General features: G+C 60.2%; 27 protein-coding genes and 1 pseudogene. 8 read left to right on the forward strand and 20 right to left on the reverse strand.

The features are described from left to right. Positions 1-137: 137 nt before the first annotated feature. On the reverse strand, positions 138-632 hold the full coding sequence (locus BS630_RS38085) for a hypothetical protein (protein WP_245310462.1): 495 nt from the start codon (positions 630-632) through the stop codon (positions 138-140). A gap of 670 nt (positions 633-1,302) precedes the next feature. Here BS630_RS38085 and BS630_RS23300 point away from each other — a divergent pair. Together BS630_RS23300 and BS630_RS38090 are read left to right on the forward strand one after the other, a co-directional pair. Then, positions 1,303-1,485: a hypothetical protein gene (locus tag BS630_RS23300; protein WP_032993516.1), complete on the forward strand. Its 183-nt coding sequence runs from the start codon at positions 1,303-1,305 to the stop codon at positions 1,483-1,485. 80 nt (positions 1,486-1,565) lie between these two features. Further along, positions 1,566-1,696: pseudogene (locus BS630_RS38090) on the forward strand (LysR family transcriptional regulator); the annotation flags it as partial. 1,050 nt (positions 1,697-2,746) lie between these two features. Here the strand turns inward: BS630_RS38090 and BS630_RS23305 are convergent. After that, positions 2,747-3,229, reverse strand: coding sequence for a hypothetical protein (locus tag BS630_RS23305; RefSeq protein WP_077979306.1), 483 nt, complete (start codon positions 3,227-3,229; stop codon positions 2,747-2,749). A gap of 441 nt (positions 3,230-3,670) precedes the next feature. Here BS630_RS23305 and BS630_RS23310 point away from each other — a divergent pair, with 441 nt between their 5' ends. Beyond that, on the forward strand, positions 3,671-4,018 hold the full coding sequence (locus BS630_RS23310; RefSeq protein WP_245310463.1) for a WGR domain-containing protein: 348 nt from the start codon (positions 3,671-3,673) through the stop codon (positions 4,016-4,018). A 198-nt stretch (positions 4,019-4,216) separates the two neighbouring features. Here BS630_RS23310 and BS630_RS37445 read toward each other — a convergent pair whose 3' ends face one another. Next, the gene (locus BS630_RS37445) at positions 4,217-4,381 is read right to left on the reverse strand and encodes a hypothetical protein (RefSeq protein ID WP_167383835.1); all 165 of its coding nucleotides are present in this window, start codon (positions 4,379-4,381) and stop codon (positions 4,217-4,219) included. A 395-nt stretch (positions 4,382-4,776) separates the two neighbouring features. Here BS630_RS37445 and BS630_RS23320 point away from each other — a divergent pair, with 395 nt between their 5' ends. Beyond that, the gene (locus BS630_RS23320) at positions 4,777-5,055 is read left to right on the forward strand and encodes an HU family DNA-binding protein (RefSeq protein WP_077979307.1); all 279 of its coding nucleotides are present in this window, start codon (positions 4,777-4,779) and stop codon (positions 5,053-5,055) included. Positions 5,056-5,117: 62 nt separating this feature from the next. Here the strand turns inward: BS630_RS23320 and BS630_RS23325 are convergent, their stop codons facing one another. The 10 genes from BS630_RS23325 to BS630_RS23370 all read right to left on the reverse strand — a co-directional run bounded on the left by BS630_RS23325 (position 5,118) and on the right by BS630_RS23370 (position 13,769). Continuing rightward, on the reverse strand, positions 5,118-5,450 hold the full coding sequence (locus BS630_RS23325) for a hypothetical protein (RefSeq protein ID WP_077979308.1): 333 nt from the start codon (positions 5,448-5,450) through the stop codon (positions 5,118-5,120). A gap of 56 nt (positions 5,451-5,506) precedes the next feature. After that, the gene (locus tag BS630_RS23330; RefSeq protein ID WP_063473607.1) at positions 5,507-5,830 is read right to left on the reverse strand and encodes a DUF736 domain-containing protein; all 324 of its coding nucleotides are present in this window, start codon (positions 5,828-5,830) and stop codon (positions 5,507-5,509) included. Between the two features lie 462 nt (positions 5,831-6,292). Beyond that, positions 6,293-6,712, reverse strand: coding sequence for a hypothetical protein (locus BS630_RS23335; protein WP_077979309.1), 420 nt, complete (start codon positions 6,710-6,712; stop codon positions 6,293-6,295). Then, positions 6,702-6,962, reverse strand: coding sequence for a type II toxin-antitoxin system Phd/YefM family antitoxin (locus BS630_RS23340; RefSeq protein WP_077979383.1), 261 nt, complete (start codon positions 6,960-6,962; stop codon positions 6,702-6,704). The genes BS630_RS23335 and BS630_RS23340 overlap by 11 nt, the downstream gene beginning before the upstream one ends. A gap of 73 nt (positions 6,963-7,035) precedes the next feature. After that, positions 7,036-7,977, reverse strand: a complete 942-nt coding sequence (locus BS630_RS23345; RefSeq protein ID WP_077979310.1) for a DUF2493 domain-containing protein — start codon at positions 7,975-7,977, stop codon at positions 7,036-7,038. Positions 7,978-8,302: 325 nt separating this feature from the next. Further along, complete coding sequence (locus tag BS630_RS23350) at positions 8,303-9,340, reverse strand: DUF7146 domain-containing protein (protein WP_077979311.1); 1,038 nt, start codon at positions 9,338-9,340, stop codon at positions 8,303-8,305. 12 nt (positions 9,341-9,352) lie between these two features. Further along, positions 9,353-9,538 (reverse strand): hypothetical protein, encoded by a 186-nt coding sequence (locus BS630_RS23355; RefSeq protein WP_077979312.1) that lies wholly within the window; start codon positions 9,536-9,538, stop codon positions 9,353-9,355. A gap of 85 nt (positions 9,539-9,623) precedes the next feature. Continuing rightward, positions 9,624-10,814 carry a DUF932 domain-containing protein gene (locus BS630_RS23360; protein WP_077979313.1) on the reverse strand — a complete coding sequence of 397 codons (1,191 nt, stop codon included), beginning with the start codon at positions 10,812-10,814 and terminating at the stop codon, positions 9,624-9,626. Between the two features lie 75 nt (positions 10,815-10,889). After that, complete coding sequence (locus tag BS630_RS23365) at positions 10,890-11,546, reverse strand: hypothetical protein (protein WP_077979314.1); 657 nt, start codon at positions 11,544-11,546, stop codon at positions 10,890-10,892. Positions 11,547-11,642: 96 nt separating this feature from the next. Continuing rightward, entirely contained in the window at positions 11,643-13,769 is a 2,127-nt protein-coding gene (locus tag BS630_RS23370; protein WP_077979315.1) for a ParB/RepB/Spo0J family partition protein, read from the reverse strand. Between the two features lie 326 nt (positions 13,770-14,095). Between BS630_RS23370 and BS630_RS38700 the strand changes: the two genes are divergently transcribed. Beyond that, positions 14,096-14,281 (forward strand): hypothetical protein, encoded by a 186-nt coding sequence (locus BS630_RS38700; RefSeq protein ID WP_143529480.1) that lies wholly within the window; start codon positions 14,096-14,098, stop codon positions 14,279-14,281. 295 nt (positions 14,282-14,576) lie between these two features. Here BS630_RS38700 and BS630_RS38095 read toward each other — a convergent pair whose 3' ends face one another. Further along, on the reverse strand, positions 14,577-14,753 hold the full coding sequence (locus tag BS630_RS38095; protein WP_245310465.1) for a hypothetical protein: 177 nt from the start codon (positions 14,751-14,753) through the stop codon (positions 14,577-14,579). Positions 14,754-15,040: 287 nt separating this feature from the next. Continuing rightward, positions 15,041-15,370: a hypothetical protein gene (locus BS630_RS23380; RefSeq protein ID WP_245310466.1), complete on the reverse strand. Its 330-nt coding sequence runs from the start codon at positions 15,368-15,370 to the stop codon at positions 15,041-15,043. A 191-nt stretch (positions 15,371-15,561) separates the two neighbouring features. On the opposite strand from BS630_RS23380, the gene BS630_RS23385 reads away from it, so the two are divergent. From BS630_RS23385 to BS630_RS23395, 3 genes are all read left to right on the forward strand, one after another. Then, positions 15,562-16,068, forward strand: a complete 507-nt coding sequence (locus BS630_RS23385) for a ProQ/FINO family protein (RefSeq protein ID WP_077979317.1) — start codon at positions 15,562-15,564, stop codon at positions 16,066-16,068. 359 nt (positions 16,069-16,427) lie between these two features. After that, entirely contained in the window at positions 16,428-17,261 is an 834-nt protein-coding gene (locus BS630_RS23390; RefSeq protein WP_077979318.1) for a type IV toxin-antitoxin system AbiEi family antitoxin domain-containing protein, read from the forward strand. Continuing rightward, complete coding sequence (locus tag BS630_RS23395) at positions 17,251-18,168, forward strand: nucleotidyl transferase AbiEii/AbiGii toxin family protein (RefSeq protein ID WP_077979319.1); 918 nt, start codon at positions 17,251-17,253, stop codon at positions 18,166-18,168. The genes BS630_RS23390 and BS630_RS23395 overlap by 11 nt, the downstream gene beginning before the upstream one ends. 263 nt (positions 18,169-18,431) lie before the next feature. On the opposite strand, the gene repC is transcribed toward BS630_RS23395, so the two are convergent. From repC to BS630_RS23425, 5 genes are all read right to left on the reverse strand, one after another. Further along, entirely contained in the window at positions 18,432-19,646 is a 1,215-nt protein-coding gene (repC, locus tag BS630_RS23400; RefSeq protein WP_017969076.1) for a plasmid replication protein RepC, read from the reverse strand. A 155-nt stretch (positions 19,647-19,801) separates the two neighbouring features. Then, positions 19,802-20,827 (reverse strand): plasmid partitioning protein RepB, encoded by a 1,026-nt coding sequence (repB, locus tag BS630_RS23405; protein WP_077979320.1) that lies wholly within the window; start codon positions 20,825-20,827, stop codon positions 19,802-19,804. Beyond that, positions 20,824-22,038: a plasmid partitioning protein RepA gene (gene repA, locus BS630_RS23410; RefSeq protein ID WP_025398094.1), complete on the reverse strand. Its 1,215-nt coding sequence runs from the start codon at positions 22,036-22,038 to the stop codon at positions 20,824-20,826. The genes repB and repA overlap by 4 nt, the downstream gene beginning before the upstream one ends. Positions 22,039-22,594: 556 nt before the next feature. Next, the gene (locus tag BS630_RS23420; RefSeq protein ID WP_077979322.1) at positions 22,595-23,743 is read right to left on the reverse strand and encodes a site-specific integrase; all 1,149 of its coding nucleotides are present in this window, start codon (positions 23,741-23,743) and stop codon (positions 22,595-22,597) included. 196 nt (positions 23,744-23,939) lie between these two features. After that, complete coding sequence (locus BS630_RS23425) at positions 23,940-24,488, reverse strand: histidine phosphatase family protein (RefSeq protein WP_158081423.1); 549 nt, start codon at positions 24,486-24,488, stop codon at positions 23,940-23,942. Positions 24,489-24,492 lie beyond the last annotated feature (4 nt).

Here is a 24,492-nt window from a genome sequence, read left to right on the forward strand (position 1 = left end):
AGCGGTGAGGCTGAGGTAAGCAAATGGGACTGGGGGCAGCGGTCGCGTTGGGTGTGTCAGGTCGCCACATCCGGACAACAGGATCAATATCGCCAAAGATCCCGATCGCGTTTTGGAAATCCGCATCGTGTTGCTTTCTAATTTTCCTGCCGATATCCGGCATGGGCAAGGGTTTCGAGGAAGAGATCACGGGCAAGCCGGCAGTAGGGTGATGATGGCTGTGCCAGGTGGAGCTGCGTCAGGACCAGTCCGAGATTGGAAACAGTGGCCACTACGACGGCGAGGTCATCATGGAGGGTGTCACGGCAAATCTCCCGACCTTCGTGACCTTTCACAGTGATGGCGTAGTCATTACGCGCGATGCTGTGCCACACTTCGACGGTACCGGTTTCGCCGCCTGTGCTTTCCGCATCGCAGATCAGCATGAGCGCGTAATCTGGATGCGGCAGGCCGCTTTCCTCGATTGACGTGCCGCCATGGAATTCCGTCAACACAACGTGCGATGCGAAGAGCAGCATCCGTTCGTTGACCAGCAGACGTCTCTGCCCAAGGCGGACAAAGCCGTTCATGGCGACAGAGCGGGTAGCGGCAGGTGAAAGACTCTCCCCGCAGTGCTGGCAGATCGCCAGCAAGTGATCGTTCCTGAATTCGAACGCGTTGTGAAAGCGGTTGACGATGAACTGCTCGACATTCTTCGTTCGACCACCGAGCGACTCGACGAATGCGAAGGCATCAAGCGGTGTCCATGGCCGCTTCAGAACATCGTTCTCAGAGCTGTCGGCAGCGTTGACGAGGCTCGATGGTCCGACGACAATGCCGGCGGACCGGGTCTGTGCGCCGCAGCCCGGGCAATCGACGGATATCGGAACTTTGTACCATTCCTTCGTCAGTAGGGATCGATTGTGTGTCAGATGCAGACCCGGTTGTTAACAGCGTAGAGGGCGCGTAGGTGGTGTTCTGATCTCCGACCTTACCTCCTCGCGCCGCGAGCCGTACTTATACTCCAGTATAATATTTTATCAACCAGATGAGGCCGCCTGAGGGCTTCAAATGCTGCGGAGACGACCTGCCGCAACATCCGACGCATGAGGGTTATAGTGAGCAAGGGGCGCCGCCCACGTCAATGGAAGCACCAAAACCCGATGAAACGGTCCCTCCCGCTGACGCGGCAGAGTCTTCGCTGCCACAGCCAGCCAGGAACTGCCTCCAAGATGATTGCTGAATAGCATTCACTATCGTCAAACAACGACGAAGCAGCCATCGTTGCATGAACCCTTCCCTCAATCAGTTCAGGAGAATTCTATGCAGCGACGTCAACAAATCGAGCAGGAGACACGCAAGAAGATTTCCGATCCGTATGACGCCGACTACTTCGCCAAGAAGCACGGGATAAGCCTCAAAGATGCCGCTCGGATCATCAACCTCCATCGCTCGGACAGGGACTCCTCTGATCGGGCGGCATACCATCTGAAAGACTCGTGTTGAAGACCGAGGCTTGCCGTAAGGTCGTTTGCCTCACCCGCAGCCACGCACAAACGACGTCTTGAACCTGCACCTGCTGATGATCTGCGATCGCATTATCGGCGCTATATCCGTCGCGACATCTGCTCAGCGCTCGCGTGGCAGCGTTCCTGAATTTCTCAAGCAGTCGGTACCCAACGGAATGCCCGATGAACTGGCGGCTTGCGTTGGCAAATGGCAGGTAAGAGGCTCCCCGCTAAAAGGAGCGGAGACATCATTCGCAAGATCGCTCATCAGCGCAATCGCCGAATTGCGGGTTCGCAAAATCACCTATCGGCCCATACTCCCAATCCCCAAAACGCCGATTTGCTCAACCACCTATTAGCCGAAATCGTCGATGAGTAATAATCGCGATCGCCGGTTTGCCGATGCGCGCAGTTGGCGAAGCACCCCCTCGCCTATTCTCCGAGCCGCACAATCGCTGATGAACCTATTCGCTGATCCACCGACCAGCCCAACCGCCGAAACGCGAGAACGCCGGATCTCTCATTGACCGATTGGCGAAACGGGTGAATTGCACGCCCGCCGATTCACAGACAGAGATTCAGTGCCGTGAGGAGATGTCACTCTCTGCCGCCAAACGACCTCTACCAAGAACAAATTCATGTCCAGGCACCTGCCAATAAGCGGTGACAGATTCCGGCCCTGATCACGCTCTCGACAATCGCCCCTCGGGCGAAACGGTTAACGGTATACCGTTAGCCTATCCTGCCATCTCTCAAGAAATCGGTATGGCCATCGTGCCCGAGGCGCCGATGCAGTTGCAAGTCGTCAGACAAAGCAACAGCGATCACGGGCTCATTGCCTGTGATCCGCGCCGGAGGAACAGCACGGTGTCCAGGCCGATTTGATGGGAGATGCTGAAGCGAGCTGTCGTCGTAAGGAGTCGAGAGGACCGCGACCGGAGGGAACGGGCATCGACGACATGCGAACGATGAGACGGCGAGCGCACCGCAGGAGAGGATGAACACCTGGAGCGGATGACCGAAGAATGCGGGCGTAGCGCAAGGAGTTCATCCTCTCCGTCTTGTTTGGGAAAGTCGCGGCAGCGTCCGCCAACCGGCCCGAAAGGCCGGGCGGGTGTCATCCCGCACCACAGGGAGAGGGGTGTTTGAGGGGAGAGGCGGCAAGTCTCTCCCCTCAGGAACGCGCGCTGGCTCGATGCCTGCAAGCGGTCAAGCCAATGGGAAAGACGAGAGGCGGAACGGCCTCTCGTCCCATCAGCTCAAGCGTAAACGACGCGCGCGACGCTGATGGCAATACCTGTTTCCCGCGCAATATCGTGGATGATCGTAGCGAGGGGACCGATCTCCGTGTCGCTCACCGAGACGGTCGTCGGATAGCTGATCTCGATGCCGTCGCAGTCTGCCGACAAGGCGTTGTGCCATTCACCGCCGTTGACCCGATACTCATAGGTGAAGTAATCGATCTCTAGCTCATCGAGGAGCACAAACGTGCGGCGGGCGAGGACTTCCTCCTCGCCTTGGAGTTGGCACGATATCGTCCCCTCCAAATCGTCCCCGATGACCAACTCGCGTTGCAGGGCCACGATACGGCGCGTCGAGCGGATCGCCCCATCAAGGCCGGCCATCAGCCGGTCGTGGAGCATCTTTGAGAATTCATCCTCGCAGCCGATACGGTTCGCGCTCACGAGAAGCTTGAAGCCGGCGAGCTTGGCATGAAGCATGAGAAAGTTGAAATCAGACATAAGAAGCCTCCTTTTTCGTTCTGACGAAAAGGTGCCCGCATTGGCGACCCAAGGGGTCAAGGATCGCGAAAGCGACCGCCAGCGGCGGCGAGCGGAGGAACCGATTTTTTCGTTGTGTCGCGTCAGCGGCGCGGCGGAAAAATTGGAGGGGCCGCGATGTCCTTGAGGCCGCCGGGGCGAATGCGACAATAGGAAGTCAGAGAGAGATAGACCACGTCGCCGACAGGCGACGTGACCGTTTGCCGAGCGCAGCCGGCCCTGCCGCCTTTTAACCTGGTTGCCCGGCAGATAATCGCACTGAGGGGGTGCGGCAGCCGCGAGAGGGCGTCACCCGAATGGGCGGAGACCGCCTTCGGGCTCCGTGAGCGCCAGCGAATAGCACCGTCCGCCGCAGGCGGCTCGCCCGGATCATGCTGCCCGTCGGGGCAACTCATCACCATCATGAATCAATCGACACGGACCGATTCAAATGTCTCGTTGGACGTCGAGTCGGCTCTCAGCGATCCTGCCGCCATGATCGCGCAACCCTACCAGCTCTATGTCGAACGCACGGACGCCACGAAAAATATGGCCCGCTACTATGCCATGTCGATCGAGCCCACCCTGTTCGGCGAGGCCTGTCTCATCCGCCGATGGGGCCGTATCGGCGCCACCGGCCAAAGGCGGGAGCATCATTTCGCGCTGGAGGAAGAGGCGGTCAGGCTCTTCCTTCAGCTTTTGCGAAAGAGGCGGTCGCGCGGATACAGGCCGAAACCGCATATACGGCAAGATGCATCGGGTGATCGATAGCGAAGGGAGTGCCGTGGAGGCGGATACCATCCTCATGTCGATGGCATGGGATCGAAACAGGAGTTGGGGTATTCCACCGCTTCCGCCCTTCCCGCAAGAACCTCCGCAGGTTCCGACACCGGCCGGTGGCGAGCGAAGCTGGCCTGAAGCGCCGGTCGATCCGGCGCGTCAGGCCAGGCGATATGGCAAAAGCCACCCTCAGAAGGGTGGCTCGGCGTCGATTGCGCCCTCCTGCTCTGCGGTGATCACCGCCAGTTCGGCACGAGCCAGCTCCAGTTCGATTTCGATCTCGCGGCGCTCTACCGGGTCGATCGCTTCGCGCAGTTCGAGGCGAAGCTCTTCAATGTGTTGTTCCAGAAGCATCGTCGTCTCCTTGACGTTTGTGAAAGACGACGCGCGCGGTCATGGGGGCGTGGCGGGGTCAGGGATCGCGTCAGCGACCGCCAGCGGCGGCGAGTGGGGGTGCCGATTTTGTCGGAGTGCAGGGAACCGCAGCGGAGGCAAAATTGGGGGCACCGCTCGTCCTTGAGGCCGTCATGCGCCCATGACACCCTCGGACGGACTGAGCAGACATTTCCTCTCCGTATCGCACCCAAACCCGAGGACGGGCTCGATACCCGTCTTCGGGTTACTGACACGTGACCACGTGAATAACTGTGGAGATCCGGGGCTTTCCGCGTCATTTGCCGCAGCGTGTCGATGACAGGTCCGGTCGGCAATGGCAGGGATTCTGCGTCTGAAACGATGCGGAGAAGAAAATGACCACCACCAATGAGATCGCCGACAAGATTGCAAGCGAGCATGGCCTCACCAAGGCTCAGGGCAAAGCCATCGTCGAGGCAGTGATCGCATCCATCACCGAAGCCGCAGTAGCCGGCAACGAGACCTCCCTCCCCGGCTTCGGCAAGTTCAAGGTGAAGGCGACACCGGAGCGCGAGGCTCGCAATCCATCGACTGGCGCGACGATCAAGGTTGCCGCGGCCAAAAAGCTGGCCTTTACGCCGGCCAAGGCATTGAAGGATGCGCTGAACAAGTAACTTTGTCAGCCAAGCAAAAATAGCCCGGCGCCGTGCCGGGCTATTTTCGTTTTGGGTTTGCGTCAGCGAGCGGATGTCCCGTTGAGAATATCCTGGATGATCGTGTCGCCAACCGCGTGCTGCGCTTTGCGGGCATGGTCTTCCAGCAGCCTGTGAAGAATGCCGGATGCCAAGGGTATGAAGTCGAAACCGAGTGCGATTGCTGCGGACCGCAGTTGCGACAGTGTTTCGAACTCCCGGAAGTCCGTGCCAAGCCAGAGTTCAAGATTCTCGCCACCGGTATCCGGAAATGCCTGGAGGAAGAACGTCTGAAGCGGACGGTCGTAGCCGATAATGGCATCCGGGTCGGCGTGGCGGGATGCGGTCCTGGTGACGGCAATTGTGTAGCGGCTCATGGCGGCCTCCTTTGGAATGGGGAGGCCGGCCCCGATTTCGGGGCCGGCGGTCCGGTTCAGGCCGGGCTGTTCCAGAGGATGACCTTCTTGCCGGGCTCGCCGCCGGGCGCCGGGGCGACGTTGCCGAAGATCACACCGATCTCGGGCGCTTCGAGCTTCGTGGAGATGTATTCCTCGCCGGTCTGGCGCGAGACGCGGTTCCAGCCTGCGCCGATCTCAAAGCCGGTCTTGCGGTGGATGATGCGGTAGTCCGGGGCTTCTTCGCTCGCCTTGTTGGCGTTCGGGATTAGGGCGATCGGGGCGTTGACCCGGATGGTGGCGAAGACGCCTTCGAGCGTGCCGTCGGTCTTTTCGGTGAGAGTTGCGATCGTAGTAGCCATGGGATTGTCTCCTTCGTTGCATCGGGACCATTCCCGATGGCGCCCGAAGAAGGGGCCGCGCCGCAGGCGTCACCGCAGCGTAGCGAAGGGAAACCCCTTGCGGGTTGACGCTGATCGCGGCCGGTCCCTTAGAAAGGCGACATAAAGAACGGGAATGGTCTTTGATTGCGACGTCGTCAGGAGACCTCGCCGTGGCGGCCGTTTGCTGCCGCGCGGAGTGCCGCGCTCGTGACATGCGTCGGTGTGTTCGATAAACGGACCCTGGTCGTCAACCAGTCGGGCACATCGCGAGAGATTGGCACAGTCTTGCTCCCATCCTCATCATCAAAGACGGCTTCGGTCGGCGTAACGCTCGAACTGTAGGCCTCTCCTGACGCGACTGCAGTTCTGCGGAGCGCAACCGCGTGACAGACGTGATTTCAAGGGATGTCGCTTCGGAGGGCGGTGGGGATGCGGGAAGTCTCAGTCGAGGCGGTTGACCCGGCCGGTTCGGCCGCGCGCCTCGGCAAACAGTCTGGCGATCTTCACCATGAAGGGTTTGCTGAAGCGGCCGAGGATGTCCTGATCGGGCTCAATGTACCAGGAGCGTTCGACAATATCGTAATTGTATTCGTCGACCATGATCCAGCACTGCTTCAGATCGCTTAAGCCCGCGCGCTTGCGCTCGATGTCCGGGATCTCCAATGAGGCGCGACCCGTTTGCGGCGGTTGGGTGGTGATGGCGAGAAGCGCCAGATGGGTATTTCCATCGGCGGCATTGCGGATGGCGATGACGACGCAGACGGGACGCTGCTTGCGGCCTTCGGCCTCACCGCGCTGCTGCTGCCAGGCCCAGAGGTAGGGATAGGAGATGACCTCGCCGGGTCGGAATTCACGGCTCATTGTCGTAGCCTTCGCCATGCGTCAGCCGATCGAGCGCCTCGTCGAACAGTTCCGCATGCTCGGCGGGCATCTCCGATACAGTATATGCCCGGCGCGGATCGCCACCGGTGCGCATGCGCTCATAATGTTCAAAGCTCATCAGCACAAAACGCGGCTTCTTGTGCCGCGTGAGTATGACAGGCTCACGGCTCGCCGCATCCGTGATATCGCCGATTTGTTTATTCAAGTCGCCTGTCGTGAACTGCTTCATCGCCATGGTCTCCATTCCAGTTTTCCATATACCCCATCTTCTCCATATTTTCCATCGTTCGGGGAAAGGGCGCTCACGCGCCATCTCCTGATGCCTGCCAGACCGGAATGCCGAGCCGGCGTGCCTTGTCGGAGAGATTGCCTGTGATGCCATTTCCGGGAAAGACGATCAATCCGGCCGGCATGACCGAGAGCATCTCGTCGTTGCGCCGGAACGGGGCAGCCTTGGCGTGTTTCGTCCAGTTCGGCTTGAAGGTAATCTGCGTCACCTTGCGGGCTTCAGCCCAGCAGGCGGCGATGCGTTCGGCGCCTTTCGGCGAGCCGCCGTGCAGCAGGACCATGTCGGGATACTTGGCGTGCGCCTGATCGAGCTTGGCCCAGATCCGCTCATGATCGTTGTAGTCCATACCGCCGGAGAACGCGATCTTGGTGCCGGCCGGGATCAGCACCTCGGTCTCGGCGCGGCGTCTGGCTGAGAGGAAGTCACGGCTGTCGATCATCGCCGCCGTCATGTTCGCATGATTGACCTTGGAGCCGGTGCGCGGTCGCCAGGAGGATCCGGTCTGCGCCTCGAACAGGCCGGCGGCATAGTCGCGCATGAACTCGAAGGCGTTGCGGCGTTCCAACAGCGTGATGCCCTCGGCGATGAGGCGCTCGAGCTCGACACTCTTGACCTCCGAGCCGTCCTGCTCGCGCTGGCCGGTACGCTGCGCTTCCTCATTGCGGTCGAGTTCGCGCTGGATGCGCTCGCCAGCGCGATGGAAGAGATTAGGGATCGACCAGAACAGGTCTTCGAGATCGGACTCCAGGCGGGTGTTGCCGAGCATTTCGGCGAGGGCGTCGAAGATCGTGGTGATCGATGACTGGACCTGCGGTTCCTCCGGCAATGGCCGCGGGTCGGGCTCGTCTTGGAAGGGACGATAGCCGAAGACCTGCATCTCGTAGATGAAGCGGTCGGTCGGGGAGGAAGCGTGGTCGGGCTCGAAGCCGTCGTCGGGGTGGAGGATCAGGTCCATGGTGGTCTCCGTTCGGTGGGCCGCGCCTCTCGCGGCCTGACGGCGAACCCGGTCACGCGGGCCGAGGCCGGAACCGCGAGCGAAGCGCAGCGGCCCAGCGAAGCGCCGGGCGGAGGAGGGAGAGTTTCTTGATCCGCGAGGAATGACGGGCCGCGCCTGCGGACCGACAGGGGAAGAAACCCGACTGACCCGCTGAAGGCCGGAGACCCGCGTGGTAAGGGTCGCCTCTCGGCAGGCACGCGGGCGCGCGCCTCCGGAATGAGGCGAATGGACCGCCCTTCGCTAGTGCTGCCGCTAGCCCCTCCCCCAGCCTTTGCGCCCAGCTTCAGACGGGCAGGAAAGCCGCCGCATCTTCCGGAGTGAGTTGACCCTTGAGGCTTGCCGTCAGCCGGTCGGGACCCAGCCAGCGAAGATCCTCGTTGAAGTCGCCGAGCTCCGGCGACAGCACCAGCGGCAGGATCCCGCGTTCCTGCGCCCTGCGGCTCAGTCCCTCGATCCCATGACGGCCGGCCGCATCCGCGTCGGCGGCGATGTAGAGGCGCCGGCATCCGGGCGGGAAGTTGAAGGCCGCGAGGTGATTGGCCGTCAGGGCCGCGACCATCGGCATGCCGGGCAGCACGTGCGAGAGCGACAGCATGGTTTCGAGGCCTTCTCCCGCCGCCAGGACCGGCACAGGCGCATCCACCGGAAAGCGGAAGCGAACGCCATTGCCGAGCAGTCCGCCGAGAGCACGGCGCGGATCGTCCACCTTGGCCTTGCCGACGCCGTCGGGATCGAGCCAGCTGCGATGCACGCCAGTGATGGCTCCGGCGTCGTCGGTGACAGCCGCAATAAGCGCCGGATAGCTGCTCGTCCGGCCGGTGACGAGATCGCGATAGTAGCACGACGGGTGGAAACGGAGCGCCCCATGGGCGGATGCCCGCAGAATACCGCGTTCGCGCAGATAGATGTCGGCGAGCGTACCCGCCAACGGCTGCGTCATTCGAAACAGCCGCCGCGCCCGCTCTGTCGCCGGCCGCTCGACCGGAGAGGCGTCACTCGCGTCGCCCTTGAGGTCCGACACCGGTTCGGGTTGGGGCAGACTGAGAAAATGGCGCGCCTCCTCGGCAACGTCACGGAAGTCCACGAGACCGCAGGCCTCGCGGACGAGATCGAATAGGTCACCGAACTGGCCTGTTGCCGCATCAGTCCACCTGCCGGCGCGCGGGCCGGCCAGATGCACGTAGAGCGATCGGCCCTTGCTGTTGGCGACGTCGCCGACGAGCCAGTAGTTGCCGGCGCGGCGGCCGGCGGAAAGATAGTGGCGGCAGACCGCCTCTGCGTCTTGCGCGAGACGGCTCGCCAGATCAGCGGCGGACAGCATGGCGGGCCCCCGTCACGACCGGCGCGCGACATCGACGAGGCGATGACGCTGCATCAGCTTCGACAGGATCTCCGCGCCCTCATCGGTCACCGGCACGAAGAAGCGCAGCTTCCAATTGATCATCTCGGAGAAGAGGCCGATCGACCGCAGCCAGTCGCGCATACTTTCGGCAAAGCCGGTCAATTCGGGTATAGCCATTGCAGTGCTCCACGAACGAAAATGCCCGGCACGGCGGCCGGGCTGATGGTGATGTTGAGGTTCTATTGATCTCCTCGAAGCCGGATCAGGAGGCGCTCTCCAGCAGCTTCTTTGCCTTGCCTTCGAGTTCCAGACGCGTGTCCTGATTGGTCTTCGAGCGCGCCAGCGCGGTGATGCCCTGCACGAAGTCGAAGACTGACTCCGGTGGCCGTCCCTCCTCCGACAGCACCATCTCGATCACCTTGCCGGTTTCGCCTTTCGAGAATCCGCGCCGGCGCAGGAAGGTCTCGCGGTCGTCGTCCTTGCGCGCGACGATCTGCTCACGCGCCGCCTTGATGCCGGCGATGAACGGCGCCGGTGACGAATTGGCGAAACTCGTCAACGCAGGCGCCGCCTCATGCGCAAAGCGCTGGGCGGCGAACTTCGAATGGCGGATGGTGATCTCCTCAAAATTCTCCGTGCCCCAGAGATTGCGGTTGGCGCAGACCGCGCGCAGATAGAAGGAGGCGATACCCAGTCTTTTGGACCCTACCTCGGAGTTCCAGGCATAGAAGCCGCGGAAATAGAGGTCGGGCTCGCCGTTCGGCAGTCGCCCGGCTTCGATCGGATGGGTGTCGTCGACCAGGAACAGGAAGACGTCGCGGTCGCTGGCATAGAGGGTGGTCGTATCCTTGGTGATGTCGACGAAGGGATTGTGGGTCATCGTCGCCCAGTCGAGAACACCTGGTACTTTCCAGATCGTGTCGCCGGTCCCGTTGCCGGCGATCTTCATGACCGACGAGACCAGTTCGTGATCCCAGATGCGACCGTATTCCGGTCCAGTCACGGCCCTTAGTTCCAGCCGACCGTTATCCATCTCAAGCGTCTTGACGAGTTCGGCACGATGGTTGAGCAGGCCATGCTGCAGGTTGATCGCCGCAAGCGGCGCCGGCAGTTGCCGCATATAGGTGGCGGGAGCGCCAACCAGGCTGCAAAGCTGCCCGTAGCTCCAGTGGGTCGGTGCGATCGCTTGGCGCTGACCTGGAACAACAAGCTCAAGCCGCTCCGCATTGTCGCGCGTTGCCTCGACGCGGATCGCAGCGCTTTCGATCGTTCGGGCATGGGCGCGCTCGGCGCGGGACCGGACGGTGTCGTAGAGATCGCTCAGCGACAGGAAGCGTTCATCGTCCGGGCGGGAAAACCATTCCGACGAAACGCGGCCGATCCGCTCGCCGCGGGAGATATCGACCTTGAAGGCGGAACGGGCGGACGGGTTGTTGGAGGTGAGAGTGGTCATAAGGTGTCTCCTTGAAAGCAGAAACCCGGCGCGATGGCCGGGCGAGGTTGAGGGATGTTTGAGGAAGAGGAAGGATCAATCGGAGGCCAGTCGGCGGTGCGCCGACCGGATTGCCAAGAGCGCCGCCTGGAATTCGGCGTTTCCGACCACGTCGGAAAAGTCCATCGTGGTGGCAATAGACAGGCACGCGACGTGGACCTCGTCGTCGGTCACGGCCTCGGGTGTTAAACCCTTAAAGTTCGGGTCTATGTCGAGCACCGCGGTGATTGCGGCGCGCACACGATCCTCCTGAAGTCTGACCAGGACGTGGGAAGGCTTTGGTGGGCCGACCGGCTCTTCAGGATCCGGGTCTCCGGCGAGAATGGCTTCTCCTCGGGCGATCGCCCAGACAGATCGGGCGAGCCAATCGAGCGACGGTGGCCGGGCAGCACTGATGTCATCGAACAGGATCTTCAGCAGTCCGAGCAGGATCTCGAAATGACGCGCCCGGCGTTGGACAGGTTCGTTGAATTGCTGGGGGATCTGGATCGGCGGACCCGCATAGGCCGCATGTGCACCGTCCCAGATGCCGGTGATATGAATTGCGCCCGAGGAATCGAAGTCCTTCTCGGCGATATCCCAACTGTCATCCTCGATGGCAGCACGGCACGCCGCGTCCAGTGTGTCAGCCGCGTAAGTGCGATGCCGGAAGACCGGCAGGTGATAGGTGGTCTCGATGGTGAAGTCAGGCATAGGTGCCTCCTGAAACGGAAAAGCCCGGCGCGATGGCCGGGCTGTTGGGAAAAGGACCCGACCGCAAATGCGATCGGGTCAATCTGGGTCGGGTCACTATTCGGCGGCGGCGAGATGCTCGCCGTCGATCGCACTTTCCGTATCGCCCGTGTCATCGCTCGATGTTTCCGGCTCTTCGACCAGGAAGGCCGGCAGGTCCTGAGCTTCGAAGATTGTCTCGCCCTCGTCGGACCCGATGGTGTCTCCGACAGCGTTGTGTTCGATGGTGCCTTCCTCGACCATCATGCGAAGGGGTTCAGGCAACCAGCCGCAGCCCGTCATCAGCCGCTCGGCCTCGCAGGCCATGTCGGCCTTCTTGAGATGGCCGATGAATTCCGCCGCCTGGTCCCCCTTTGCCTCACGAACCGCCTGCAGGATGTGCGCCTTCGTGACACGGCCGAGATAATTATCGGCGGTCGTCGTCCAACCGGCTTCCACCATATCGAAGCCGATCGAACTGGCGAGCTGATTGGCATGGGCGATGGCGCGTGTCCGCTTGTTCCAGGGTTCGATCACCGCGTTGACCGACAACGAGGCGCAATGGGCAAACAAGGCCTGGCGGCTGACCTCGTCGAGCTTGATCAGGAAATCCCAGAGATCGTTCGGATCCTTGGGCAAATCCTGGCCCCAGCCTTCCTGCCTTTGATCGATCTCCTTCGCCCAGACCGTATCGCCGAGGCCGGCCGTCTGGCTGAAGCGAGCGCTCTGCAGCGTCACCTCCAGGCATGAATCCGATCCGTAGACGTAGAAGATCTTTAGAACAAAGGCATGCAGGACGGCGACAAAGGCGATGACCGGGTTGTTCGCCAGTGCGTTGCGCAAAGCGATCGTCCGCGCTGCCGTGAGATCGAGAACGAGGCGGTCGGGAAGCGGCTTGATCGTTTCGTCCTCGTCGTCCGGTTCGGTGCCCTCGCCGCCGGCCGCGCGGGTTGCCAGGAGATCACTGCCATGATCGGCACCATCGTCGCAGGCATCAGCCGAGGGATCGGTCTCATCCTTCGGTTCATCCTCGGGTCGAACGAAACCGCGCTCGATCTTGAGCTCCCCGCCAGCGCCGAGCGACACGAAGACACCGCCGCGGGCGACCTCCTGCGGATCGAAAACATACGGACGGTCGTTGAGCCGGTCGAGCTCGCTGCCGAGTTCCTCCAGCTTCTGTTCGGTCGCTTCCGAGTACTCATCTGCCTCCGCATATTCTGCGTCGAGCTTGTCGTATTTGGCGCGGGTGGCGTCATAGCGGGCCAGTTCATCTTCAGTCATTTCGGCCTGCTCGCCGTAGAAGCGGCGCAGGCCCGACGTGTGGCCGTAGGGGAAATCGAAGGCCGCTTCGACCCATTTCCAGCCTTCGCTGACCTGGATCGCCTCGGCGTCAGCCTTGAGCTTTTCCATCACAAGCTGCTCCAGCAGCGCCGGATCCTGCAGCCAACCGCCCTGATCCTGGTCGAACAGATCGCGCATGGTCACACCGCCTGCGGCCTCGTAGGCTTCGATGCCGACATAAACGGCACGGCGGTCGCTGGCGCGGATCGCGGTTTCCGTCAGCAGCCGGCGGATATAAAAGGGCTCGCGGCTATGAGAGCGCGAGATCGTGTCCCAGACCTGCTCCTGGCGGACGTGGTCGTTGGTGATCGAGAAGGCGATGATCTGCTCCAGCGTCATCTCGTCCTCGGCATAAAGATCGAGAAGCCGCGGCGAGACGGAGGCCAGACGAAGTCGCTGCCTGACCGTCGCAATCGAAACGAAGAAGCGCGCGGCGATGTCCTCTTCGCCGAGCCCCTGCTCGCGCAATGTCTGGAAGGCGCGGAACTGATCGAGCGGATGCAGGCTGACGCGCTGGAGGTTTTCGGCGAGCGAGTCCTCGACTTCGAGAGTTTCGCTTTTGCTGACGATGCAGGGAACACCGGCAGTCTTGGCCAGTCGCTTCTGCGCGACCAGGCGCTCGAGGGCGCGATACCGGCGCCCGCCGGCCGGAATGCGATAGATGCCGGTCTCGTTGCCATCGCCATCGAGTTCCGGGCGGACGTTGAGGCTGGTGAGCAGGCCGCGATGGGCGATGTCTTCGGCGAGATCCTCGATCGACACGCCTGCTTTGATCTTTCGGACGTTCTCTTGGCTCAACGTAAGCTTGTTGAAGGGTATGTCGCGGGCTGTACTAAGGGTGATTTTCTGGATGGCCTGGGCCATGTCGGTTTCTCCATGACGGACCGGGCGGAGCCTCTCTCCAACCCTCTCAATCCGTCACAGCTTTCCCGTCCCTCCTCTTCCTCTGCGCCGCCTCCTGCCTATGCCTTACCTTTCGGTACAACCTCCCTCCCCCGTTGATCGACTTCAGGCTCCCCTATTCCGATACCTGCAACACACCCACTTGTAGCTCCGATGAGGGACCAGTGATAAAAACCAGGCCATTGTCACAGCGATGCCGGGCGGATCGTCGACACAGTTCCTGATGAGCTAGCGGAAATCTTGGGAGCATACGGGCGCGTCGACGTCGGCGCTTGGAGCTATTTTCCATGCGCAACCGACGCTCACGGTCCGGACGCAATCCGAGAAACGGGACCTTGGTCTTTATCGAGGAGAAATGGGCGACATTCTTCCGTAGGGGCAACGAAATGCAGCAACATTTGGATCGACTCGAAAGGGGCATCGGGCGGAAACGCCCTTGCGGGATGGTCCTATCTTCTGCACGCTTCGGATGAAGAAGTCCTGTCCGGAAGCTAACGTTCTTGGTTTGTTCCGTCATTAAAGATATCTCGCGATTGACAGCAATATCTGTGTTGGGTCGTAGCGACAGGCACTCGATAAGTCTCAAAGGCCACCACGATTGAAATTTGCACGGCAGCACCACGGACGGGCGCCGCCTGGTCGCTTCGGTAGCAGATGCGCGCTTTTCCCACTTGTCCAAGGTACGAAGACGCAGCCGCGACGATCGCGAAACTTTCGAAGGGCTGAGCCGGCAAGCCCTTGGGGGCCGGGTCAAAAACGAAGTATTGGCTATCGCTTTTTTTGGAAAAGCACCCAGACAGCAAATGCCTTCCGGTCCGATCGTGGCGCGAAGGCGAGGTCCTTGATGGCCTGCTCGCAGTTGTCGATTAGTACGAGGACTTCGGCGCGGACATAACGCGCGAGCGGGTCATAGTCGGCGCGGTGGCGCTCTTCCTGCAGGATCACGAACGTATCTGCAAACGAGACTATACTACCGGGAAATCCCCGGCCCGCTGCAGCCTTGCAGGAATTCTTCGCGACCCCATTTCGAGAGTCCGATAGACCTGCGCCCAGGCCGTCTCGCTCCGCGTATCGCCAGTTCCCACGAGCAGCTCGGCACAGTCACGCGCGAGGGCGTGGAACAGGGCATAGTAAGCCGTGCTCACACCGCGCTTCAGGTCAGATTGGCGCGGACGCTGCGGGCTTGCTTTTGCGAGCCGCCGAGCCGTAGCGATCAGATCGTGCGACACGGCTTAACTTGCGATCTTCTGCTGTTCGTCGAAATGGTGTCGGATATGCGGGAACCGCGTCTCGCCAAGCTCGCTCAATGCTTTGCGGACCTCGGTCGAAAGCCCGTAAGTGAGCTTCGAACTAATCGGCTTGTCCGAGCAGACATACTTCACATCGACGAGCAGAATCGGGTCGCCATCGCTATCATGTTCCGCGCGGATGTCAGCTCCCGAAAAGCCTGCCGGACCAAGACGGCCGCGAAGCACCTTTTCGACGGCACTTTTGGTCGTGTTCGATATGGTCTGTTCGTCGCTCATGCCAGCAATATAATGGATTCTATCCAAGACTGCCACTCCTGTGCTGGCGAAGCCTCTGCATAAAGCGCCGCTCGCCCGTTACAGAAGGTAAATGGAAATGAAGCGCAATCCATTCCTTGAGATCGGTTGTTCCAATACACATTTCTGCGGCAGGATGTGCGCAGCGATCAAGGATCTAGATTATCGCAGAACCATCACGCAGGAAACGATAGAGGGGCTGAGACGATATGACGAAACCTTGGATGGTCAGCCGCGGCCCAATCGTGGCAGCAGATACCGATATCCGGAAAGCTGAGGCGATCAGTGCCCTGCTTGTCCGTCCGATCGGTATCCTCCCTAGCAAACTTGGCGATCATATCCGACCTTTCGCAATTGGCCTTTTTGAGGAAATACGTGCGCTCCTGAAGCCGGGTGTTGGTGTGACGACGCTGCGGCGTGCTGTAGCCGCCTTCGTGCATTCAAAGCGTTACTACTTTGCGAGCGCCCAGCCGGACTCCTTCCGCCACGACATTGATGGCAGAGAGTTAGAGCCAATGAGCGACGACGACCGTATGACAGCACAGAACCGCTTTCTGGCGCTGAAGCAAAAGACGGCCGCCGACGCCGATGGCAAGTCCGATTCGTCTTCTTCCTCCCCTCCCCCCGCTGCGTCGGCGATGACGAAAAGCGAGCAGATACGCGCGGCCCTTCTTGGCAGAGGCACGTCGCAGCGCTCCTCGTCAACCGCTTTCTGATCGGCGAACAATGACCGTTACATCTTGGTTGCTAGAGACTGGCGAATTATCCAATCAGGTTCGGCGTGCTTTATCTTGACGAGCATGGTCGAGCACACCTGGCGCGCCGGTTCGAGCGTTCTGTTTCGTGAGTACGAAAGCGAAGGATCACAGGATTGAAGGCTTGCATTTTTTTGCGTGTGGGCATGAAGAACTATCGCGCCTTTCTGCAGCTTTGGGCAAAATGGCTTCAAGATGAACGATGACGGCAGGTTTCGCCGCCACATGATTGGCCGTGAAAGTCCGTTAGAAACGGACATTTTTCCCTCTTTATAAAGTCTTCTTGCCGGCCACTTTAAAAGGTGCCATTTTTGTCCGTCATGAGCGATCAAAAACGCGACAAATTAAAGTCAATGCTGGATGAGGTTCCGGCAGGTTTCATCGTGGATTCCGCATGGATGCGGAAAATGGAAATCCGCCGCAGCTCGACACATGATTATTTGCGCCGCGGCTGGCTGGAGCCCGTCATACATGGCGTCTATCGGCGTCCCTCGCGGGATGGTTCGGCAGAAGAACGCATCGACTGGCGCATTGCCGTCATGTCTGCACAGACGATCATGAATTACCAGTTCCACGTCGGCGGCCGCACGGCGCTCGGGCTTCGCGGGCATGTGCACTACCTGGCGCTGGGGGACGCCGAAAAAGTCTTCTTCTATGGCGATGCGCCCCGCTGGCTCGTGAACCTTCCCACCAATGGCCTCCCCGTCCTGCGCAGCACGCGACTCTTCAAGACGGCGGATCTTGGGATCGAACCACTGGCGGCTGAACCGGACGGCAACGCCATCCTGTTTCTACAGAACTGGACGATACGCGCTTCAGCGCCGGAGCGGGCCATCCTCGAAGCGCTGGACGAACTGCCGGGCAACGAAAGCTTTCACAACATCGATACGATCTTCGAGGGTCTGACCAACCTGCGCCCGCGTCGTATCACCGGGCTTCTGGCCGACTGCACCAAGGTCCAGGTGAAAAGGCTTTTTTTCGTATTTGCCGACCGCCACGAGCATGCCTGGCTCAAGCATGTCGACCGATCGATCGTCGATCTTGGAAGCGGCGACCGTTCATTCATCAAGGGCGGTAAACTGCATCCCACATACCGTATCACCATTCCGGAAGAGTATCTTCCCGGGAAGCCGGAGGGCAACGATGGCCCGTGAACAGTATATTTTCCAGCTCGAGCTCCTCGTTCAGGCTTTGCCGATGATTGCCGACGAACCAGTTTTCGCCTTGAAGGGTGGAACCGCCATCAATCTCTTCTACAGAGATCTCCCGCGTCTCTCGGTCGATATCGACCTGACCTACCTTCCGCTCAAACCGAGGGTCGCGAGCCTGGCCGAAATCGACGAGGCCCTCGACCGGGTCGCTGGGAAGGTCGAAAGCATCAAGGGCGTCCGGACAAAGCGAATAGCCGGCGGTGGCGGCGGCGATACACGCGTCGAGGTGAGGCGGGGCCAGACCGCAATCAAGATCGAAACCTCTCCGGTCGCCCGCGGCACGGTGCACCCCGTCGAACGACGCAGGGTCAGCGAGCGGGTCGAAGATCAATTTGGTTTTGCAGAAATGCAGGTTGTCGCCTTCGAAGACCTCTTCGGCGGCAAGATGCATGCAGCGGTCGATCGCCAGCATCCGCGCGATCTCTTCGACATCAAGTTGCTTTATGAAAACGAGGGACTGACCGAGCCGCTGTTTCGCACCTTCCTCGTCTACGTGGCGAGCTCCGGACGCCCGCCCCACGAGTTGCTGCAGCCCAATAGGGCAGACGTCGCACATGTCTTCAATCAAGAATTCGATGGGATGACAATCGAGAAGGTCTCGCTGGACGAATTGCTGGATGTCCGGGAGCGGTTCCTGAAGGACATCCAGGAGCGCCTTGATGACAAGGCCCGCACGTTTCTGCTGTCCCTTCACGATGGTGACCCCGACTTCGAGGTTATCGGCTTGCCGCACGCCCTCGCCTTGCCGGCGGTCCGCTGGAAGATCCTCAACCTGCAAAAACTAAGGAACGACAATCCGCCCAAACACGCCGAACAGCGCGGGGAGATCGAGCGCCTCTTCATACGATGATGCGCCTTTGGCCTATCTGCAGGATCGATGATCCGACGACTGGCTCGCTTCTCCTGCCGCCCGACGCCGCGCCTATCGGAGATTACCCCCTCGGTCTCCCTCGAAGGCCGTACTCCCAGCTGGTGATTTCGCTCCAAAATATCGAAATTCAAAAATCAAACGACTACAAGGGTTTAGCAGAGTTGGTCGCGACCAACTTTTCTACGGAGCCTTTGGAGGGGGCAAACTTCCCCGCGGTTCTCTTCGATATGGCCCGGCCGCCCCTACCCCGCTCTCGTTTGCGCCAGGCCATTCGCCTTCAACAAGGCCATAATCATCGGCCCCAGCGAAAATTCGCCTCGCTCCGACCGTCGCGTGAGATCCCGCAAGTATCCGCCCGGAGAATTGATCATGTTTGCTCGCTCCAGGATGCCGGCAACCGCGATCGCCGCATTTTCCGGCCCCATGATCTCACACGCCTCCTGATAGGCCGACGGGCTGATCCCCAGCATCGACCGGACGACGACGGCTGCGGACATCAACTCGCGCCAGCTCCCTATCGCGCCGCCGGCCCCATAATCGATAACTTGCGGGCAGGCCTTCAACACCAGGCCGAGCGGGAATGCCTTCAACGGCTCTCGCTGGATTCCATTCGCCCCGCTCGATTTTGCCCCCTGCTCTTTTCGGGAGCTAGGTTCAAGTTCACTAAAGGATTCGGGTTTTGAATTCTGTATGTGACGCTCGGTATGGGCAGCATTGCCGCTTGGATTTTCTGCTTTTTCCTGATTTTCCAGCCGGTTGAGCACTTCCTCTTTCAGCATCTGCATTTCTTCGAGGATTGCGTTCACGTCAGCGGTCGATGGCGTGCGTGGCAGTCGGGCAATCAACCCTACATAAATGCCTTCGATCGCCTGCCAATCGCCATCTGCCCCTTCCTCCATGGCCGCCGAAATCAGCTTGCGCACGTCGCGCCGGCAGATCGTCAGATTCTCCTTCATCCTTTTGAAGGCGGCGCGCTCCGCTACGATCTGCTGCGCGAACATGGCGAGCTCCTCCGCGCGAGACAGCAATGGCGAAAGATCGAAACCGAAGGCGTTCTCGATATCACCCGTGTGGTCTCTGCGTACGTAGCGCTTACCGTTGGCGCTATCTTTTCGAATGATCAGGCCGGCCTCAACAAGCGCCGCAAGATGCCGTCGGAGGGTGGAACCCGCCATGCCATGGGCACGCAATGACAGCTGCGCGTTCGACGGAAAAACGATGAGCGATGCGTCCTGGCGCAAATCGTTTTCCGGATAGAAGCTCAGCAAGGCGTCAAGCACCGCCAAGCTGTTGGACTGAATGCCAAGCAGCGCCATTGCCGCGGAAACGTCGCGAAAGACTTTCCACTTCTCTGCCGACTTCCCCGCCTTGATCTCGGCAACAGCTTGCTGCCGTCTGACCAGGGCAAGCGAAACCGGCCGCCGCCCAAAAGGCGTCGTCACATTTCCCGTTTGCATCGTCTCTTACCTTTCAGCAGGCAAAAGAAATTTGCTCACCAAATCGGTGCCAAAGACTCTTGACGAGGATTCGAGGAAATGCGATTCTGTTCGTGCTAAAGAGACAGAAGGGCTTCCGCGACGGCAACGTTGAGGGGGCTCTTTTCTTTTGCGCGTTACGCTTCCTTCTTCTGTTTCTGTTTCGCACGGTGCGCTTCATAAAGCGCCGGCAATTGCTCGAGCACGAAGGCAGCAAAGTCCGGCGTCGCCTTCCGATCGATCATGATTTCCACCTTCGCCTTGCTCTGCTTCACCTGCGCCAGGCGCTCGCCAGCGGGGCTCGCCATGACTTCAGGGAGACCGCGTTCCAACCGGCGCGGCTTCAGATGTGCAATCAGCGCCTTGAACCGGTCGGCGGACTGAAGTGACTGCAACTCGCTGGAACGCACCTGCTCTAGGACGTTGTCGGCCGAGGAGGTCTTATCGATCAGTTCTGCCAGTTCCTGCCAGCTTCTGAGGCCGATACCGGGGGCAGGGCCGATGGCATCGATCAAGTCCGAGGGAAGGGCCTCGATGATGGAGAGCATCTTGGAGAGATCGCCTTTGTCGACTGACATCGATGAGATGATCACGTCGCGGGTAAAACGTTCTTTCAGGCGGGCGGCAAAGCGCGCCTTCTCGATAAAGGATAGATCCTGGCGCTCGTTATTTTCCTGACCTTGGGCAACCACCAGCTGCTCGTCCGTCAAATCCCGGACGACCGCCTTGACCGCTAGACCGAGTTCCGTCACCGCGCGCAAGCGGCGATGGCCGAAGGCAACTTCATAGCGGCCGGACGTCTGCGGGTGAGGGCGCACGAGAATTGGCACCTGCTGACCCTGTTCCTTGATAGACACGAGCAGCCCATCAATGTCACCCGGCATCCGATCCTGCATGAACGAAGGGTCAATAACCTTCGGATCGAGATCGATCACTGCCTGTCCCTCGGCAAGACGCCGTTCAATTTCCTCGGCTCGTTCCACGCGATCGTTCTGCTCGCGCAAAGCGTTGCCGATATTGGCGGTCAGCTTGGTCGCGGGGTCACGGTCTTTGCGGGCCACGCCGAGAAGCGGCATGGTTCGGCTTTTTGGCGCTTGCGGATCGTTCGGCGAAGGCGCGGTCGGTATAGTTGCGGAAACGCCCAAAATGTCCTTTCGGCTCATGTGGATCTACCCCACGCTTTTTTGATCAAAGATTCGATCTCGTCATTGACGGCGTTCATCGCCTCCAAGGCGCGATCGTAGGTGGAACGCGTGAATTGGCCCCGCTCGACTTCGAAAAGAGTCTGGTTTGTCAGCCCGGCATCGGAGACAGCCGTCGTTTTCAGCATCGGAAAATTGAGCACGTTCTCGCCGAAGATCGACCGGAGGTAACCGACCATCTGGTTTTGTGGGCCGTCGCTCGGCTCGAAGCGGGTGATAAGATACCGCATCCAGTTGAAGTTGAACCTGGCGCCGGCATTTTCAATTTCCCGCAGCAGGTTTGACGTCATTGCCAAAAACTGGTTCATCGACATGACATCGAGCATCTGCGGATGCACGGTCACCAGGATCGACGTTGCGGCGGTCAGCGCCGAAAGCGTGAGATAGCCGAGCTGGGGAGGGCAGTCGATGACGACGACGTCGTAATTGTCCGCGATGTCCTCGATGACCTGGCTGATCCGCCCGTAGAAAAGCGTATCGCCTTCCTTGCGGCTCATTAGGGCGCGCGGTGTGTCGTGCTCGAACTCCATAAGCTCAAGATTGCCGGGAATGAGATGGAGATCGGGTATGTAGGTTCCCCGGACTACCTCTTCGATCGGGCGCTGCTCTTCATCGTAGCGAATGGCGCCGTAGAGCGTTTCGTTTGGACCTACATGAATTTCCGGCTGGTTGCCGAACAAGGCGGACAGGCTGGCCTGAGGATCGAGATCGATCGCGAGCACGCGATATCCCCGCATCGCAAGATACTGGGCCAGATGTGCCGACGTCGTGGTCTTGCCCGACCCACCCTTGAAATTCATCACGGAAATGACTTGCAGTTGCTCGCCATCGCGCCGGTGGGGCAGGTAGCGTCGATTGCCGCGACCCACCTGATCCATATGCTTCCGGATCTGATGGATATCCTCGATCGAAAATATACGACGGCCGCCCGCACCCGTACTGACGTTCAGTTCCGGCATGTCGGACGCGATTTGGCGGAGATAGGATTCTTTGACGCCGAGAAGCTTTGCGGCCTCCGACGGCCCAAACCCTCGGATGCCTTTCTCTGCAGACGGCGGAAAGACCTTGACATGATGCGCTTGCAATTGTCCCGACAGGGCCTCAGCATGCCGCTCCATCAAAGCGGTCAATCCTTCGATTTCCGACGCTGTCTTTACGGCGTTTTTCGCCATCCCATAACCCGTTTCTTGCCAGTGGCGGTTTGAAGCGAACAATCGAAAGAATTCCGCCGATGGCAATAGGCCCCGATTCTGTCAGCCGGGCAAGAGTTTTTTGGTTAACAAACAGTTAATACACTGACTGGTCCTTCCCGTGAAATCGATGGTTTCGAGCCCTCGCATCCATGAAAAACAAGGAGTTATCTAGCTATCCGAGAGAAACTGCGATTCCTCTCCCGCGTTGGAAAAGCGCAAGCCAAAGTGCTCGCTTAATCCAGCCGTAGTAACTCTTGCCGCGGAACACATTGAGATCTCGGCCGAATCGACCTGTTTGCCAACGAACTTTATTCACTACGGAGCAGAGCGGCGAGGGGAGCTCTCACTCAAAGCACGCGCCGACCCGGGATTGAACCCGTCGACCTACTGATCGCATTCCTTCGCGAGGGAGGGGCTATGGTTACCTACTCTGTTAGCAAGTTTTGGCGCGAGGTGCTCACGCAAATAGGCACACTTTAGCTCGAGCGGGAGACCTTTCGATTCGCCATCTTCGGATACAGAGCAAAAGCCAGCGTCACAGCATACGGGCGGCGCGTCCGCTTGGACGTGTAGCGTTGTTGTAGTAGTTCGACGCCTGTTGCACTGACCGATGACGCGACTGATCCATGGCTTCGAGGAGCGGGATGTTGCGGATGGCCGCCTCAGTGAGAAATCCCGACCGCAACCCGTGCGCGGAAAACTCCCCACTATCCAACCCGGCCATTTCCACCCGCTGCTTGATGATCGCATTGACCGATTGCGGATCGATCGCCCGCTTTGAGACCGTTCCCCATCGCCCGATCCCCCGAAACACGCTGCCGCTTTCCACCTTGGCGGCCACCATCCAGGCGTTCAGCGCCTCGACCGGCCGGCCGGTGAGGTAGACGATATCGTCCTGCTCGCCGGTCGTGGTCTTGGTGCGGCCGAGATGGATAGCGAGAGAGGGGAGGGGAGCGCCGTCCGGCACTTCGATCGGCGGCTCGACGGTCAACTGTTCACACCGCAGTCCGGCGATCTCGCTGCGCCGGCGGCCACCGGAGGCAAAGGCGACCATCAGGATCGCCCGGTCGCGCAGATCGCGCAGGCTGTCCGTGGCGCACGTCGCCAGCAGTCTTGCCAGCACGTCGCCGGTGACCGCCTTGGCGCTCTTGCGAAGACGTTGTCTTGGCGCGGCTCGGATCGCCAGCCGAATGGCTGATTTGAGGGCAGGGGAGGCGAAGGCGCCGTCAAGGCCGCGCCATTTGGTCAGCGTCGACCAGTTCGCCAGCCGCCGCCGCACCGTGGCTGGCGCGTGTGGACCGACGGATTTGAGAAACCCTTGGCTGCGCAGGTTTTCGTCGACGGCAGCCGGCATTCCGTGATCCGGATCGGTTACGCGGCGTTCTGGGTCCCAGAGATGATGCGCGACGAATTTTAAGAGCAGGGCTTCTGGCGCCGGCCAGGGCAGCGATTTTCCGGTGGCGGCCAGTCCCCAAGCTTCGAGATAGGTCAGATCCGAGGTCAGTGCCCGTAGCGTATTGTCGCCCATGCCCTGGTTGACGAGATGGCGCAGCGTCTCGACATCCTGGTCGGTGAGCAGCTCGGCAAGCTCGTCGCGGCGTTCGAGCGGCAGCACGGCGGCAATGGTGTCGAGTTCTTCGGCACGGCGCTCGACGGCGGTCAGTGATGTCTTGGCTTTGGCCACGGACGCTCCAAAATCGCGGTTTCGGCGGCCTCCAGGGCCGTGATTTGCCGCGATTGTTTCTTGTCGATCGGCGTGGTTCACGCGGAATCGATTTCGTTGTAATGATAGCTGTTCTAGTCTTCCAAGATCAGCGGAATCTTCTGACTTGGCCGGAATGCGCCAATTGCGGTCATGATCGATCGCGTGAAATCCTCAGCTACTTGATCGATTCTACTATGGATCGGTCTTGCAACACGACAGCGAGCGGCATAGCCAGGCTGCGCCAGAATTCCATCGGATCCATGCCCGTCACCCGCGACAGGTAAATGGTCATGGCAGTCCCGTGCGTCACAAACCCTACGGAGCCTTGGTTTGACGCCTCGGCATCGGCGACCGCGCCAGCGATACGAGAGAATACCATGTCAGCGCTTTCGTCGCCGAATACGATCTCGCCTGGATGAGAGAAGATTTGGCAAATTCCGTTTTCGAAATTCGGTTTTGATAAGAAGCCCACCGCCGACCGGCTGTGTTCACGCAGCCGATCATCAACGCGCACAGGTAGCCCCAGATGCCCGCCGATTGTATTGGCGGTCGAAAGGGCCTTCGGCTCCGGGCTCGCGACGAGTTCGCCGAGACCAAACCGCATAAGCCGCAACCCCAGTGCGGACGCTGCAAGCTTTCCTTCCTCGGACGGGCCCCAATGTCGCGACGACAGCTCCGGCCGAATTTCGGGCGCAGCATGGCGTATCAGCACGAATTTGCGCAACGAG

Source organism: Rhizobium laguerreae (assembly GCF_002008165.1).
Taxonomy (GTDB): domain Bacteria; phylum Pseudomonadota; class Alphaproteobacteria; order Rhizobiales; family Rhizobiaceae; genus Rhizobium; species Rhizobium laguerreae.

What these genes read in the sequence shown, in the direction of transcription:
- BS630_RS23300 (WP_032993516.1), top strand. Translation starts at nt 1,303, where the DNA reads ATGCAGCGACGTCAACAAATCGAGCAGGAGACACGCAAGAAGATTTCC.
- BS630_RS23305 (WP_077979306.1), bottom strand. Translation starts at nt 3,229, where the DNA reads ATGTCTGATTTCAACTTTCTCATGCTTCATGCCAAGCTCGCCGGCTTC.
- BS630_RS23310 (WP_245310463.1), top strand. Translation starts at nt 3,671, where the DNA reads ATGAATCAATCGACACGGACCGATTCAAATGTCTCGTTGGACGTCGAG.
- BS630_RS37445 (WP_167383835.1), bottom strand. Translation starts at nt 4,381, where the DNA reads ATGCTTCTGGAACAACACATTGAAGAGCTTCGCCTCGAACTGCGCGAA.
- BS630_RS23320 (WP_077979307.1), top strand. Translation starts at nt 4,777, where the DNA reads ATGACCACCACCAATGAGATCGCCGACAAGATTGCAAGCGAGCATGGC.
- BS630_RS23325 (WP_077979308.1), bottom strand. Translation starts at nt 5,450, where the DNA reads ATGAGCCGCTACACAATTGCCGTCACCAGGACCGCATCCCGCCACGCC.
- BS630_RS23330 (WP_063473607.1), bottom strand. Translation starts at nt 5,830, where the DNA reads ATGGCTACTACGATCGCAACTCTCACCGAAAAGACCGACGGCACGCTC.
- BS630_RS23335 (WP_077979309.1), bottom strand. Translation starts at nt 6,712, where the DNA reads ATGAGCCGTGAATTCCGACCCGGCGAGGTCATCTCCTATCCCTACCTC.
- BS630_RS23340 (WP_077979383.1), bottom strand. Translation starts at nt 6,962, where the DNA reads ATGAAGCAGTTCACGACAGGCGACTTGAATAAACAAATCGGCGATATC.
- BS630_RS23345 (WP_077979310.1), bottom strand. Translation starts at nt 7,977, where the DNA reads ATGGACCTGATCCTCCACCCCGACGACGGCTTCGAGCCCGACCACGCT.
- BS630_RS23350 (WP_077979311.1), bottom strand. Translation starts at nt 9,340, where the DNA reads ATGCTGTCCGCCGCTGATCTGGCGAGCCGTCTCGCGCAAGACGCAGAG.
- BS630_RS23355 (WP_077979312.1), bottom strand. Translation starts at nt 9,538, where the DNA reads ATGGCTATACCCGAATTGACCGGCTTTGCCGAAAGTATGCGCGACTGG.
- BS630_RS23360 (WP_077979313.1), bottom strand. Translation starts at nt 10,814, where the DNA reads ATGACCACTCTCACCTCCAACAACCCGTCCGCCCGTTCCGCCTTCAAG.
- BS630_RS23365 (WP_077979314.1), bottom strand. Translation starts at nt 11,546, where the DNA reads ATGCCTGACTTCACCATCGAGACCACCTATCACCTGCCGGTCTTCCGG.
- BS630_RS23370 (WP_077979315.1), bottom strand. Translation starts at nt 13,769, where the DNA reads ATGGCCCAGGCCATCCAGAAAATCACCCTTAGTACAGCCCGCGACATA.
- BS630_RS38700 (WP_143529480.1), top strand. Translation starts at nt 14,096, where the DNA reads ATGCGCAACCGACGCTCACGGTCCGGACGCAATCCGAGAAACGGGACC.
- BS630_RS23385 (WP_077979317.1), top strand. Translation starts at nt 15,562, where the DNA reads ATGACGAAACCTTGGATGGTCAGCCGCGGCCCAATCGTGGCAGCAGAT.
- BS630_RS23390 (WP_077979318.1), top strand. Translation starts at nt 16,428, where the DNA reads ATGAGCGATCAAAAACGCGACAAATTAAAGTCAATGCTGGATGAGGTT.
- BS630_RS23395 (WP_077979319.1), top strand. Translation starts at nt 17,251, where the DNA reads ATGGCCCGTGAACAGTATATTTTCCAGCTCGAGCTCCTCGTTCAGGCT.
- repC (WP_017969076.1), bottom strand. Translation starts at nt 19,646, where the DNA reads ATGCAAACGGGAAATGTGACGACGCCTTTTGGGCGGCGGCCGGTTTCG.
- repB (WP_077979320.1), bottom strand. Translation starts at nt 20,827, where the DNA reads ATGAGCCGAAAGGACATTTTGGGCGTTTCCGCAACTATACCGACCGCG.
- repA (WP_025398094.1), bottom strand. Translation starts at nt 22,038, where the DNA reads ATGGCGAAAAACGCCGTAAAGACAGCGTCGGAAATCGAAGGATTGACC.